The sequence below is a fragment of the Trinickia acidisoli genome (genome assembly GCF_017315725.1).
Classification (GTDB): domain Bacteria; phylum Pseudomonadota; class Gammaproteobacteria; order Burkholderiales; family Burkholderiaceae; genus Trinickia; species Trinickia acidisoli.
Window position 1 is genome coordinate 3,778,795 of sequence record NZ_JAFLRG010000001.1, and the last position, 14,105, is coordinate 3,792,899.

Annotated in this window: 12 protein-coding genes, 1 pseudogene and 1 riboswitch; of the genes and pseudogenes, 3 read left to right on the forward strand and 10 right to left on the reverse strand. The window is 62.5% G+C overall.

The window, feature by feature from the left end; all coding sequences use genetic code 11:
• Nucleotides 1-12: 12 nt before the first annotated feature.
• The 3 genes from J3485_RS17350 to J3485_RS17360 all read right to left on the reverse strand — a co-directional run bounded on the left by J3485_RS17350 (nt 13) and on the right by J3485_RS17360 (nt 4,739).
• Nucleotides 13-1,023 carry an ABC transporter permease subunit gene (locus J3485_RS17350; RefSeq protein ID WP_206955111.1) on the reverse strand — a complete coding sequence of 337 codons (1,011 nt, stop codon included), beginning with the start codon at nt 1,021-1,023 and terminating at the stop codon, nt 13-15.
• Between the two features lie 166 nt (nt 1,024-1,189).
• Nucleotides 1,190-2,821, reverse strand: a complete 1,632-nt coding sequence (locus J3485_RS17355; RefSeq protein WP_206955114.1) for an ABC transporter substrate-binding protein — start codon at nt 2,819-2,821, stop codon at nt 1,190-1,192.
• 277 nt (nt 2,822-3,098) lie between these two features.
• On the reverse strand, nt 3,099-4,739 hold the full coding sequence (locus tag J3485_RS17360; protein ID WP_206955115.1) for an ABC transporter substrate-binding protein: 1,641 nt from the start codon (nt 4,737-4,739) through the stop codon (nt 3,099-3,101).
• A gap of 253 nt (nt 4,740-4,992) precedes the next feature.
• Here J3485_RS17360 and J3485_RS17365 point away from each other — a divergent pair, with 253 nt between their 5' ends.
• Nucleotides 4,993-5,853 (forward strand): MurR/RpiR family transcriptional regulator, encoded by an 861-nt coding sequence (locus tag J3485_RS17365; RefSeq protein WP_206955117.1) that lies wholly within the window; start codon nt 4,993-4,995, stop codon nt 5,851-5,853.
• A 127-nt stretch (nt 5,854-5,980) separates the two neighbouring features.
• Nucleotides 5,981-7,681, forward strand: a complete 1,701-nt coding sequence (gene ggt, locus J3485_RS17370) for a gamma-glutamyltransferase (RefSeq protein ID WP_374192445.1) — start codon at nt 5,981-5,983, stop codon at nt 7,679-7,681.
• Nucleotides 7,682-7,802: 121 nt separating this feature from the next.
• On the opposite strand, the gene J3485_RS17375 is transcribed toward ggt, so the two are convergent.
• The 7 genes and pseudogenes from J3485_RS17375 to J3485_RS17405 all read right to left on the reverse strand — a co-directional run bounded on the left by J3485_RS17375 (nt 7,803) and on the right by J3485_RS17405 (nt 12,873).
• Entirely contained in the window at nt 7,803-8,105 is a 303-nt protein-coding gene (locus J3485_RS17375) for a HigA family addiction module antitoxin (protein ID WP_206955856.1), read from the reverse strand.
• Between the two features lie 21 nt (nt 8,106-8,126).
• A pseudogene (locus J3485_RS17380) lies at nt 8,127-8,405 on the reverse strand (type II toxin-antitoxin system RelE/ParE family toxin).
• A 158-nt stretch (nt 8,406-8,563) separates the two neighbouring features.
• A complete protein-coding gene (gene metF / locus J3485_RS17385) occupies nt 8,564-9,406 on the reverse strand; it encodes a methylenetetrahydrofolate reductase [NAD(P)H] (RefSeq protein ID WP_206955119.1) in 843 nt (280 codons plus the stop codon).
• 49 nt (nt 9,407-9,455) lie between these two features.
• Nucleotides 9,456-9,809, reverse strand: coding sequence for a phage holin family protein (locus tag J3485_RS17390; RefSeq protein WP_206955122.1), 354 nt, complete (start codon nt 9,807-9,809; stop codon nt 9,456-9,458).
• A gap of 201 nt (nt 9,810-10,010) precedes the next feature.
• Complete coding sequence (gene ahcY, locus J3485_RS17395) at nt 10,011-11,432, reverse strand: adenosylhomocysteinase (RefSeq protein WP_206955124.1); 1,422 nt, start codon at nt 11,430-11,432, stop codon at nt 10,011-10,013.
• 33 nt (nt 11,433-11,465) lie between these two features.
• Nucleotides 11,466-11,584, reverse strand: a riboswitch (S-adenosyl-L-homocysteine riboswitch).
• Nucleotides 11,585-11,660: 76 nt separating this feature from the next.
• The gene (locus tag J3485_RS17400) at nt 11,661-12,389 is read right to left on the reverse strand and encodes an LrgB family protein (protein ID WP_206955126.1); all 729 of its coding nucleotides are present in this window, start codon (nt 12,387-12,389) and stop codon (nt 11,661-11,663) included.
• 52 nt (nt 12,390-12,441) lie between these two features.
• Complete coding sequence (locus tag J3485_RS17405; RefSeq protein WP_206955128.1) at nt 12,442-12,873, reverse strand: CidA/LrgA family protein; 432 nt, start codon at nt 12,871-12,873, stop codon at nt 12,442-12,444.
• Nucleotides 12,874-12,983: 110 nt separating this feature from the next.
• Here J3485_RS17405 and J3485_RS17410 point away from each other — a divergent pair, with 110 nt between their 5' ends.
• A complete protein-coding gene (locus tag J3485_RS17410; RefSeq protein ID WP_206955130.1) occupies nt 12,984-13,928 on the forward strand; it encodes a LysR family transcriptional regulator in 945 nt (314 codons plus the stop codon).
• Nucleotides 13,929-14,105 lie beyond the last annotated feature (177 nt).

Genomic DNA, 14,105 nt, shown 5'->3' on the forward strand with positions numbered 1-14,105 from the left:
TTGCGGGCTCCTTTAGCGCGTGTGGCGAATGCGGGGATTGAGCACGCCGTAGAGCAAATCGACGCAGAGGTTCACGACGATCACGAGCGTCGCGATCATCAAGATGCCGCCTTGCACGACCGGATAGTCGCGCCGGCTGATCGCATCGATGAGCCATTTGCCGATGCCCGGCCACGAGAACAGCGTTTCGGTCAGCACCGCGCCCGCGAGCAAGGTGCCGACCTGGAGACCGATCACGGTCACGACGGGAATCAGCGCGTTGCGCAGCGCGTGCACGACGATCACGCGCACGGGCGAGAGCCCCTTGGCGCGTGCCGTGCGGATGTAGTCCTCGCGCAGCACCTCGAGCATCGACGAGCGCGTCATGCGCGCGATGACGGCCAGCGGAATCGTGCCGAGCACGATCGCGGGCAGAATCAGGTGGCTCACGGCCGACTTGAACGAGCCCTCGTCGGGGGCGAGCAGCGCGTCGATCAGCATGAAGCCGGTGACGTGCGGAATGTCGTACTCGACGGCGATGCGGCCCGACACCGGCGTCCAACCCAGCGAGACGGAGAACAGCATGATGAGGATGAGGCCCCACCAGAAGATCGGCATCGAATAGCCGGCGAGCGCCGTGCCCATCACGCCGTGATCGACCACGGTGCCGCGCTTGAGCGCGGCGATCACGCCGGCCGGCAGGCCGATGACGAGCGCGAACAGCATCGCGCAAATCGACAGCTCGACGGTGGCCGGAAAGCGCGCGAGAAATTCGCTCATTACGCTCGTGTTCGTAATGATCGATTCGCCGAGGTTGCCGTGCAGCGCGCGCCACACGTAGTGGATGTACTGCAGCGGCAGCGGCTCGTCGAGTCCGAGCCGGTGCAGGGCGGCAGCATGCATGGCCGGATCGACGCCGCGCTCGCCCATCATCACTTCGATGGGGTCGCCGGGGATCAGGTGGATGAGCGCAAAGGCCAGAATCGTGATGCCGATGAACGTCGGTATCACCATCCCGATGCGGCGTAAAGCGAATCGGAACATGGTTCGTCCCTTTATCTTGCAGAAAGAAAAATGCGACCGGCGACGAGGGGCGGCATCCCGAGTTGGCGCCCCTCGATCGGACGCCGACTCGGAACACGCCACCCCTGTCGCCGGAGAACGTGCATGGCGCTCCCCGGCATGCCCGAGAGAGCCTACCGCATCGCGGTTACTTCAGGCTGACGCCGTCGAAGCGGGCATAGCCGAGCGGGTCGATGCGCATATCGACGACGTTCTTGGTCATCGGCTGATAGATGGTGGAGTGCGCGATCGGCGAGAACGGCAGTTGCTGCGCGAAGATCTGCTGCGCCTGCGTGTAGATCTTCGTGCGCGCCGGCTGGCCGGTGGTCGTGCGGCCCTTCTGGATCAGATCGTCGAACGGTTTGTAGCACCACTTCGAGAAGTTGTTCCCGTTCACGGCCTCGCAGCCGAGCAGCGTGCCGAGCCAGTTGTCGGGATCGCCGTTGTCGCCGCTCCAGCCGATCATCATCGAGTCGTCTTCGCCCGCGTGCGCGCGCTTGATGTACTCGCCCCATTCATACGTGACGATCTTCGCCTTCACGCCGATCTTCGCCCAATCGGACTGGATCATCTCGGCCATCAGCTTCGCGTTCGGGTTGTACGGCCGCTGCACGGGCATGGCCCACAACGTGATCTCGAAACCGTTCGGAAAGCCGGCCTTCGCGAGCACCGCCTTCGCCTTGGCCGGATCGTAGGACGCCATTTGCAGGTTGCCGTCGTACGACCATTGCGTCGGCGGCATCGGCGCCTTCGCCGGTTGGCCCGCGCCTTGGTAGACGGACTGAATGATGGCCTGCTTGTTGATGGCCATGTCGAGCGCACGGCGCACGTCGACGTTGTCGAGCGGCTTATGCGTGACGTTGTATGCCAGGTAGCCGAGATTGAAGCCCGCCTGCGACGGCATCGCGATATCCGGGTCCTTCTTCAAATCGGCGATATCGGCCGGATTCGGATAGCTCATGACCTGGCATTCGTCGCGCTTGAGCTTTTGCGCGCGCACGCTCGCATCCGTCGTGATCGAGAAAATCAGGTTCTTCAGCTTCACGACGCCCGGCTTCCAATAATCGGGGTTGCCGACGAAGCGGATCGTCGCGTCCTTCGTGTAGCTCTTGAAGATGAAGGGCCCGGTGCCGAGCGGCTTTTGATTGATGTCGGACGCCTTGCCTTCCTTCATGAGCTGATCGGCGTATTCCTTCGACAGAATCGACGCGAACTCCATCGCCATGTTCTGGATGAACGGCGCGTTCACTTCCTTGAGCGTGAAGCGCACGGTGTAGGGGTCGACTTTTTCGACCTTCGTGATCAGCTTGTCGAGGCCCATGTCGGTGAAGTACGGGAACTGCACCGGATAGGCTTTGTGGAACGGCTCATTCGGATCGAGCATGCGCTCGAAGGTGAACACGACGTCATCCGCGTCGAAATCGCGCGTCGGCTTGAAGTAGTCCGTCGTTTGGAATTTCACGCCATGACGAAGATGGAACGTATAGACCTTGCCGTCGGGCGACACGTCCCATGACTGCGCGAGCCCCGGCTCGATCTCCGTGCTGCCGCGCTTGAATTCGACGAGACGGTTGTAGACGGTGAAGGTATTGGCGGTGAAATCGGTGCCCGTCGTGTATTGCGCGGGGTCGAAACCGGCAGGACTGCCCTCGGAGCAATAAACGAGGGTTTTGTTGGGAATGTCGGCCGCGTGCGAGATCGTCGCACCCAGCGATACCGTCACGGCGGCGGCCGCGATCGCGCTCAATCGCACCGCGCGCAACAGTTTGTTTCGCATCATGTTTCCTCCAGGTCTCAGGCCGGCCAAAGCCAGCGTACGCGGATATTACTGAGCTTTGATTACCCGAACAAGCGGTCGGGGAAAGGTAACGCTCAGCATTTGTGCGCGTTGACTTTAGGCTCGGCACATGTTTAGTGGGACTAAAATTCCGTGTCAACGTCAACCATTGCCGCCACTCTGATGTCTAGGCGATAGATCAGATGTTTCAACGCGGGGTTACCCGCAAGCATGAGGATTTCGAGCGTCGCCGCCATCGCACGGCGACGCTGCACGAGTGCTACCTGAAGCCCACACCCCAAAACTGGGTAGGGCCGAACGGATCGATCTTGAAGCCGACGACATCCTTGCGCAGCGGCTGATACACCATCGAATTGGCGATCGGCGTGAACGGCACTTGTTGCTTGAAGATTTGCTGAGCCCGCGTGTAGAGCGTCGTGCGCTGCGCGTTGTCGGTCGTCTCGCGGGCCTTGACGATGAGGTCGTTGAACGGCTCGTAGCACCACTTCGAAAAATTGCTGCCGTTCACGGCCGAGCAGCCGAGCAGCACGCCGAGCCAATTGTCGGGATCGCCGTTATCGCCGGTGAAGCCGATCAGCATCGCGTCGTGCTCGCCCGCATGCGCGCGCCTCACGTACTCGCCCCATTCGTAAGTCGTGATCGTTGCATGCACGCCGATCTTCGCCCAATCGGACTGAATCATCTCGGCCATCAGCCGCGCGTTGGGGTTGTAGGGACGTTGGACGGGCATCGCCCATAAGGTCAGCGTGAAGCCGTCGGGATAGCCGGCCTTAGCGAGCAGCGCCTTCGCTTGCGCGGGATCGTAAGACGCGTCCTTGAGCGCCGCATCGTACGACCATTGCGTCGGCGGCATGGGCGCCGAGGCCACTTCGCCCGCGCCCTGATAAACCGCTTTGACGATCGCCGGCTTGTCGATGGCCATGTCGAGCGCACGGCGCACGTCGACGTTGTCGAGCGGTTTGTGCGTCGTGTTGTAGGCGAGGAAACCCAGATTGAAGCCGACTTGATGCGGCATTTGCAGATTCGGGTCGGCACGCAGCGAGGCAATATCGGCGGGCGGCGGATAGTTCATCACCTGGCACTCGTCGTCTTTCAGTTTCTCTACTCGCACCGCCGGATCGGGCGTGATCTGAAACACGAGCTTGCTCAGCCGCACGACACCGTCTTTCCAATAATCGGGGTTGCCATCGAAGCGAATCGTCGCATCCTTCGTATAGCTATGAAAGATGAACGGCCCCGTTCCAACCGGCTGCTGATTGATCTCGAACGCTTTGCCTTCCTTCAAAAGCTGATCGGCGTACTCGGCCGATAGGATCGACGCGAACGGCATCGCGAGTTCGGACAGAAAGGGCGCGCTCGCGTTTCGAAGCGTGAGGCGCACCGTGTACGGGTCGACCTTTTCGATTGCTTCGAGGTTCGTGGCGAGCCCGAGATCGGCGAAGTACGGGAACTGCACCGGATACGCTTTGCGGAACGGCTGATCCGGATCGAGCATGCGCTCGAACGTGAACACGACGTCGTCCGCGTCGAAATCGCGCGTCGGCTTGAAATACGTCGTCGTATGAAACTTCACGCCGTGGCGCAAATGAAACGTGTAGACACGGCCGTCGCTCGACACCCCCCACGACTGCGCGAGGCCAGGCTCGACCTTCGTGCCGCCGTGCTCGAACTCGACGAGACGGTTGTAGACCGTATAAGCGGCCGCCGAGAATTCGACGCTCGTCGTGTATTGGGCAGGATCGAAACCGGCGGGGCTCGCATCGGAGCAAAAAACGAGGGTCTTGTTGGGCAGTTCGGCCGCTTCGCAGCCTAGCGCGCCAAGCAAGACGGAGGCCGTTGCGGCCGCGACCACGATGGACGACGTGAAGCGAACAGCGAGAAGCGAACGACGTACCGACATATGCGCTCCTTCGATGACGGGCAGCCGAGAAGCGTAGCACGGCGCCCGGGCGATGCCAGTACCGTCGATGTAACGTCTATCACGTCATCAATCGCCTACATAGCATCATCCGATCATTTATTTGCGGGTAAACACCGGGCAATCTCGCTGTTGACGCGCTTTTTTGGCTTGTTAGCATCTTTCGAACGTAATGAACGTTACATGAGCGGTTCACGCTGCTCGTGAAACCGAAGTTTTCATCGAACGAGGCATCGTGGCAGGCCCTTCCGTGCGGACGCTGCTCAAGCAGCGCGAAGAAACCTTGACCGTGTCGGAGCGGCGCGTGGTCGCCGTTCTGCTCGCCAACTACCCCAGCGCGGCGCTGACGTCGATCTCGCAGCTTGCCGGGGAAGCGGGCGTCAGCGATCCGACGGTCCATCGGCTCGTCTTGAAGCTCGGCTTCGAAGGCTATCCCGAGTTTCAGCGGGCGCTGCTCGCCGAGGTCGATGCGCGAATGAATTCGCCGCTGTCGAGACTCGAATCGTCGGCCGACGAGCGCCATGCCGAAGACATGCAGCAGACGATGCTCGGCTCGCTGACGCTCGCCATCGGCAAGACCGCGGAGCAAGCCTCACGCGAGGACTTCGAGCGGGCCGTCTCGCTGCTCGCCGATTCTCGGCGCACGGTGCTCTGCTGCGGCGGCCGCGCAAGCACGTTCCTCGCGTCGTGGCTGGCCGTGCTGCTTTCGCAGATGCGTCCGAACGCTCGGCACGTCGAGCCGTCGCTCGAGCGCGGGTCCGAAGCGCTCGCCGATCTCGTGCAGGGCGACGTGCTCGTCGTCTACGACTATCGCCGCTATCAGGACAGCGTCGTTCAGTTCGCGCGCGAAGCCCATGCGCTCGGTGCGCACGTCGTGCTGCTGACCGACGAGTGGCGCTCGCCGATCGCGAGCTTTGCCGACGCCGTACTCGTCTCGCTCGTGCAAAGCGCGTCGCCGTTCGACACGAAAGTGCCGGCCGTCGCGCAAACCGAATCGATCGTCGCGGCGCTCGTGCAGCGGCTGCCGATCGAGGCGAAAGCGAGATTGAAGCGCATCGAAGCACTCAGAGCCGGGCGCGTTGCCAACGACGCGTAACCGGCCGCTGGTCCCACCATCGATACAGGACTTCCAACAACGAAGAGACATGATGAAAAAAAACACGACACTTCTCGCCGCGCTCACCGCCGCGATCGTCGCAACGAGCGCACTCGCCACCGTTGCGATGGCGGCCTCGCGTCCCGCCGTCGAAGCGCGCAACGGCATGGTCGTAACGTCGCAGCATCTCGCCTCGCAAGTGGGCATCGACATTCTGAAAATGGGCGGCAACGCGATCGACGCGGCCGTGGCCGTCGGCTATGCGCAGGCGGTCGTCAACCCGTGCTGCGGCAACATCGGCGGCGGCGGCTTCATGACGATCCACCTCGCCGATGGCCGTGATACGTTCATCAATTTTCGCGAGACGGCGCCCGCCGCGGCCACCGCGAACATGTATCTCGATGCCGAAGGCACCGTGAAGAAAGGCGCGAGCCTATTCGGCTACGGCGCCGTGGGCGTGCCGGGCACGGTGATGGGAATGGACATGGCCGAGCGCAAGTACGGACGCCTCACGCGCGAGCAGGTGATGGCGCCGGCGATCCGTCTCGCCCGCGAAGGCTTCGTGCTCACGCGTGCCGATACCGACATTCTCGACACCACCGTCAAGCGCTTCAAGGACGATCCCGAGATCGCTCGCATCTTCCTGCGCCCGGACGGCACGCCGCTGCAACCCGGCGATCGGCTCGTGCAAAAGAATTTGGCCAATACGCTCGAAGCGATCGCGAAGCACGGCCCCGACGCATTCTACAAGGGCAAGATTCCGCAGACGATCGAAGCGGCATCGAAGGCGGGCGACGGCATGATCACTGCGGCGGACTTCGCGAACTATCGCGCCACCGAGATGACGCCCGTCACCTGCGACTATCACGGCTACACGTTCATCTCGGCCCCGCCGCCGAGCTCGGGCGGCACGACGATGTGCGAAATTCTGAACACGCTCGAAGGCTATGACCTCAAAGGCTTTGGCTGGCATTCGGCCACGGCCGTGCACTATATGGCCGAGGCGATGCGCCACGCGTACGCCGATCGCAACACGAAGCTCGGCGATCCCGCGTTCGTGAAGAATCCGCTCGATCAGTTGCTCAGCAAGTCGTACGCGGCGCAGATTCGCGCCTCGATCAGCGCGGATAAAGCGACGCCGTCGATGCAACTGGCCGACGCCGCGTCGCTGCCGGAGAAGAAAGAGACGACGCATTACTCGATCGTCGACAAGCAAGGCAACGCCGTCTCGACCACCTATACGATCAACGGCCGCTTCGGCGCCGTCGTGATGGCGCCGGGCACGGGCTTCTTCCTCAACGACGAAATGGACGACTTCACGTCGAAGGTCGGCGCGCAAAACATGTTCGGGCTCGTGCAAGGTCCGAACAATGCGATTGCCCCGGGCAAACGTCCGCTCTCGTCGATGGCGCCGACGATCGTGACGAAGGACGGCAAGGTGTTCCTCGTGATCGGCTCGCCGGGGGGCTCGCGCATCATTACGACGACGCTCGAAACGGCGATCGACATCATCGATTACGGCATGGAGCCGCAAGAGGCCGTCGATGCCGCGCGTATTCACGAGCAATGGCTGCCTGACGTCGTCTACTACGAGCCTTACGGGTTGTCCGCCGATACGCTGAAAATGCTGACCGGCATGGGCTACAAGATGGTTCAGCAAACGCCTTGGGGCGCCGCCGAGCTGGTCGAAGTCGGATTGCCGGGCGTCGCCATGGATGATTCGCAGAGTTCGGGGAACGATTCGTCGGTGTCGGGCAAGGTGCGCGTGGGGTACTTCTACGGCGCGAACGACGAGCGGCGTCCGGCGGGTGAAGCGTTGGGTTATTGAGCGAGCGCGCCACCTAGGCACGCAGCGATGACAAAGCCCGCTAGCTTTCGCTCAGCGGGCTTTGTTCGGATGCATGACGTGAATCGAATGTGATAGCTTATCGCAGGCACTTTGCAGAAGGTCAGGCAGCGATAGCATGCAGTCTGATCTCCGCAATCTTCTCCGCACCGATCCGCTCTTTCGCCATCTCGGTGTCGTAGTGTGTCTGAAGGTTCATCCAATTTTGCGGATCAACAGAGAAGAAGGCACCCAGCCGAACAGCCGTATCGGCCGTAATGGCGCGTCCGTGCTTGATGATCTCGTTGATGCGACGCGCCGGCACGCCGATCGCTTTGGCGAGGGCATATTGCGAAATGCCCATCGGCTCAAGCCACTCGAGTGCGAGGATCTCGCCAGGCGTCGCCAGCGGAACTTCCCGAACCATAAATTTCTCCATGGTGATGGGTTAATGGTAGTCGACGATTTCGACATTCGTCGCATTGCCGTTCGCGAACTTGAAGCACACACGCCATTGGCTGCTGATACGGATGCTGTACTGGCCGACCCGATTTCGCTTAAGTGCCTCCAGTTGATTTCCGGGCGGGATCTTCAAGAAATCCAGATCAGCCGCCGCATGCAACTGCTGCAACTTGCGCATGGCCACACCCTCAATGTTGACGAAGCGGGCAACTCCTCTGCCGTTGAAGAGCGTTTCCGTGTCTCAGCACTTGAACGAGGTGATCATGGGCCGTTAGTAACGTTAACCGTTATTAACGTCAAACGTTACTATCGGGAGGTGCGCGACTGCCCGATATCGGCAGCATGATGATGGCTCAAGGCAACCCAACGCGCTTTCCACGCATCGGGTTCGATCGTTATCGCGCAGCGATCGGCAAGCAGCCTCTACCCACCCCGCCCGTACCCCAGCCGTTCGCAGATCGCCTTCGTCGCCGTGGCCGCATTGAGCGTATAGAAATGCAGCCCCGGCGCGCCTTCCTTGACGAGCCGCTCGCACAATTGCGCGACGACGTCGAGACCGAACGCACGAATCGCTTCTTTATCATCGCCGAAGCTTTCGAGCCGCTTGGCCACCCAGCGCGGCACTTCGGCCCCGCACATCTCCGAGAATCGCATCAGTTGCGAGTAGTTCGTGATCGGCATGATGCCGGGCACGATCGGTACGTCGACGCCGAGCTTGCGCGCATCGTCGAGGAAACGGAAATACGCGTCGGCGTTATAGAAGTACTGCGTGATTGCAGCGTCCGCGCCGGCTTTCACTTTGCGCGCGAAATTCTCGACATCGTGTCGCGGCGAGCGCGCCTGCGGGTGATACTCCGGGTAGGCCGCCACTTCGATATGGAACCAATCGCCGTACTCGGCGCGAATGAACGCGACGAGTTCCGATGCATAGCGCAGTTCGCCGACTGCGCCCATGCCCGAGGGCAAATCGCCGCGCAACGCGACGATATGGCGAATACCGTGCGAACGGTAACGCTCGAGGATCGCACGCAGGCTGTCTCTCGACGAGCCGATACACGACAAATGAGGGGCCGCTTCGAGCCCGTCCTTGGCCATGTCGAGCACGGTGTCGAGCGTACCTTGCTGCGTCGAGCCGCCCGCGCCGAAGGTCACTGAGACGAACTTGGGCCGAAGCAGCGCCAATTGCGCGCGCGTCGCGCGCAGCTTCTCGACGCCTTCGGGCGTCTTCGGCGGAAAAAATTCGAACGAGATTTCGATGGGATTCATGATGCGATGGATCCGCTGTTTAGCCGAGCCGCGTTGAGCCGAGCCACAATCAGCCGAGGCTGCGATTGCCGAAGATCAGCGCCGACAGCAGCCACGACACGATGCTGTACAAGATCGAGCCGAAGAATGCCGACCAAAATCCCGATACCTCGAACCCCTTCAGCAGCGACGCCGCAAGCCAGAAGCACAGGGCATTGACGACGAGGATGAACACCCCGAGCGTGACGATCGTGACAGGCAGCGTCAGTATGATCAGCACGGGCCGGATCACGGCGTTGATGAGCCCGAGCACGAGCGCGACGATGAGCGCCGTGCCGAAGCTGCGAACGTGAATCGACGGCACGAGGTACGTGATGATCAAGAGCGCGAGCGCGTTGATCACCCAGGTCAGCAGTACGGTCATGGCGAGTTCCTTCGGCGTAGTGGCAAGGTGTTATCGGACGATGGAGGGCAACGCGACTGCAAAAGACCGCGCGATGCCGCGCGGCTCGGTACTGCGTTGAACGTCGCGGTGCCGAGAACGGCGACACCGCGATGAAAGTGCCTGCGAGCCGGCGCGGGGACCTCGCGCGCAATGCGAAACGCCCCGTGCCGAGTAGCCCGATCAATAGCGATAGTGATTCGGCTTGAAAGGGCCGTTCTTCTCGACGCCGATATAGCCGGCTTGCGCGTCCGACAGCTCGGTCAAATGAGCGCCGATGCGCGCGAGGTGCAGCCGCGCGACCTTTTCGTCGAGATGCTTCGGCAGCACGTAGACCTTCTGTTCGTACTGGCCGCCGCGCGTAAACAGCTCGATTTGCGCGAGCGTCTGGTTGGCGAACGAATTCGACATCACGAACGACGGATGGCCCGTCGCGCAGCCGAGGTTCACGAGACGGCCTTCAGCCAACAGGATGACGCGCTTGCCGTCCGGGAAGATGATGTGATCGACCTGCGGCTTGATGTTTTCCCACGTGTATTGGCGCGTCGAAGCAACGTCGATTTCGGAATCGAAGTGGCCGATGTTGCAGACGATCGCGTTGTGACGCATCGCCTTCATGTGATCGTGGCCGATCACATGATAATTGCCCGTGGCCGTGACGAAGATGTCGGCCTTATCGGCCGCGTAGTCCATCGTGACGACGCGGTAGCCTTCCATCGCGGCCTGCAGCGCGCAGATCGGATCGATTTCGGTCACCCACACCGTCGCGCCGAGCCCGCGCAGCGACTGCGCGCACCCCTTGCCCACGTCGCCATAGCCGGCAACGACGGCAACCTTGCCGGCGATCATGACGTCGGTCGCGCGCTTGATGCCATCGACGAGCGATTCGCGGCAGCCGTAGAGGTTGTCGAACTTCGACTTCGTGACGGAATCGTTGACGTTGATGGCCGGGAACGGCAGGCGGCCGTCCTTTTCCATCTGATAGAGGCGGTGCACGCCCGTCGTCGTTTCTTCCGTCACGCCCTTGATGTTCACAAGGCGCTTCGAGTACCAAGCCGGATCGATCGCGAGGTGGCGCTCGATCGATTTGAACAACGCGACTTCCTCTTCGTTCGTCGGCTTGGCGATGACCGAACGGTCCTTCTCCGCCTTCGAGCCGAGAATCAGCAGCAGCGTCGCGTCGCCGCCGTCGTCGAGGATCATGTTCGCGAACTCGCCGTTCGGCCATTCGAAGATGCGGTGCGAGAACTCCCAGTACTCGTCGAGCGATTCGCCCTTGAACGCGAACACCGGCGTGCCCGTCTTGGCGATGGCCGCCGCGGCGTGGTCTTGCGTCGAGAAGATGTTGCACGATGCCCAGCGCACGTCGGCGCCGAGCGCCTCGAGCGTCTCGATCAGCACGCCCGTTTGGATCGTCATGTGCAGCGAGCCGGCGATGCGCGCGCCCTTGAGCGGCTGCGCGGCCTTGTACTCTTCGCGGATTTGCATGAGACCGGGCATTTCGGTCTCGGCGATCGTCAATTCCTTGCGGCCCCAGCCTGCGAGCGACAGGTCGGCAACGACGAAATCTTGGTTCTGTTTCGAATCGATAACTGCGGCGTTCATCACGCCCTCCTTTCTAATGAGTTCTAGAAAAAGTAGACGTGAGCGCCGTTCGATGGAGCCGGTATGCGGGCGCAGCCAACGCGCTTTGGGGCATACCGTCCGATTGAATTCCGAGCCTGGCGGGTCGCCCCGTCGCAACGCTCCTCGGAAGTGGCAGGGATTGTAGCATCAATGCGCATGACGCCGAAGGCAAAGGACCGCCTCCGGCGCAGCGCAATCTCGATGACGCTAGCCGAGCGTCGCGGCGAGCAACGGGGCCAGCAACACCATGACGATCCCGGCGATCATCATCGTCAGGCTCGCGATGACGCCTTCCTCGCTGCCGAGCTCGCGCGCCTTCGCCGTCCCCACGCCATGCGCGGCGGCGCCGAACATGACCCCGCGCGCGAGCCGGCTACGCAACGGCAGAAACACCAGCACGAGTTCGCCGAGCAGCATGCCGCACACGCCCGTCGCAATCACGAACAGCGCGGTCAGTTGCTTGGGCGCATGGATCTGATCCGACACGGCAAGCGCGAACGGCGTCGATACCGAGCGGGTCATCAGGCTGCGCGCAACGTCGGGGGCGAGGTGCAAGAGCTTCGCGAGCGCGAACGAGCCGCTGACGGCCACGACGATCCCGACCGTGACGCCGGCTGCCAGCGAAATCCAATGGCGCCGCATCAAGTCGCGGTATTCGTAGATCGGCACCGCAAACGCGACGGTGGCCGGGCCCAGCAGCCACATCAGCCAGCGCGTATCGGCGAAGTAGACCGAATACGGAATGTGCATGGCGAGCACCACGACGGCCAGCATCGCGGGCACGACCACGAGCGGCGTGAGCCAGGGCTGCTTGAAGCGTGCATACAAACGCTTGCCCGCCGCGTAGAACGCGATCGTCAGTACGAAGCATGCGGCGGCCACCCATTGCGGCCGCGCCGCGGTAACGGGCCAGGACAGAACCGATGAAACCGACATCGACCTACTCCTCATATGATTTTCGCTGTCGCGCGCTAGGGCTGGGTCCGCCTCATCCCACCGACGCGACGCGTACCGCTCGCGCGCGGCGCGTAGCGAGCAAGCGTTCGAGCCGCACCGCCTGATCGACCGTGAATGCGACCGCCACCAAGACCGTCAGCGTCCCGCAGACGACGACGAGCGCGAGACGCCACCCGTCGGCCTTGAACAATCCGCCGTATTGGACGGCGGCGACGGCCGCCGGCACGAAAAACAGCAGCAAATCGGAGAGCAGCCAGTCGGCCCCGGCTTTGACCCACTGCGGCGCGACGCCGCCCGTCAACAGCAGCACGAGCAGTGCCGCGAGACCGATCACGCTGCCGGGCACCGGCAGATCCAGGTGCCGCGACGCGAAATCGGCGGCAAACCAGACCACCGCCAAAAACGCGCTCTGCGCCACGATACGGGCCACACCGCCCAGACGTTCGATCGACTTCGTGCTCATGGCAAAACTCCCTATTGACTCCACGACGAAATTGTATGATTCATGTTGTTATAAATAAAATGAATTAAACTTATCTCAAGCATTCCAAATTGGAACTAACGAGGACCGCCATGGAGTTACGCGCGCTGCGCTATTTCGTCGAGGTCGTCCGGCAGCAGAGCTTCACGCTCGCGGCCGAGCGCATGTTCGTCACGCAGCCGACCATCAGCAAGATGGTCAAGGCGCTCGAGGAAGAGATCGGCGCCCCGCTCTTGTTGCGGGACGGCCGCCAGATGATGTTGACCGACGAGGGTCGCATCGTCTTCCAACGAGGACAGGACGTGCTCGCGGCCTATGCGCAGTTGCAAGCCGAACTCGACGACGTCGGCACGCTCGGCCGAGGCGCGCTGACGATCGGCATCCCGCCGATGGGCGGCTCGCTGTTTACGCCCGTCATCGCGGCCTTCCGTCGGCGCTATCCGAAGATCGAGCTCAAGTTGTTCGAGCAGGGCTCGCGCGCGATCGAAGCGGCGCTGCTGGCCGGGGAACTCGAGTTCGGCGGCGTGCTACTGCCCGTCGACCCGCAGGTGTTCGACGTGCTGCCGATGTCGCTCCAGTTGCTCTGGATCGTGGCGCCGCACGGCTCGCGCTTCGACGACGTGCGCGAGGTACGGCTGGCCGAGCTCGCGTCCGAATCGTTCGTGTTCTACGGCGAGAGCTTGGCGCTGAACGACGTCGTCATGCGCGCCTGCGCCGATGCGGGCTTTGCGCCGCAAATCGTCTCGCGCAGCAGCCATTGGGATTTCATGGCCGCGCTCGTACGCACGGGCGTCGGCATCGCGCTGCTGCCCGCGCCGTACTGCCGGCAGCTCGATCCGGCGCAGTTCACCTGCCGGCCCGTGGTCGAGCCGGAAATCCGCTGGGAGATGGCGATTGCCTGGCGCAAGACCGTCTACCTCTCGCATGCCGCGCGCGCGTGGCTCGACGTCGCGCGCGAAACGCTGCCGGGCCAGCCCGACGACGACTTCGTCTACACGCGTTCGGACAACGCCAGCGAAGCGTCGGGCGGCGCCTGAGCCCGGCCGCGCGCTCGGCGAGCGCGACGGTTGGGGCGAGCGAGATGAGTCATGCGGCATGCACTGCGCAGAACGATTCCTCTAACCAGGGCCAGCCGCGCGAACCTATCATTGAGCCAAGCACGCGCGCGCGGCCTATGCGCGCAGCTTTCAGACGCCGACGCTCGTCGACAGGAG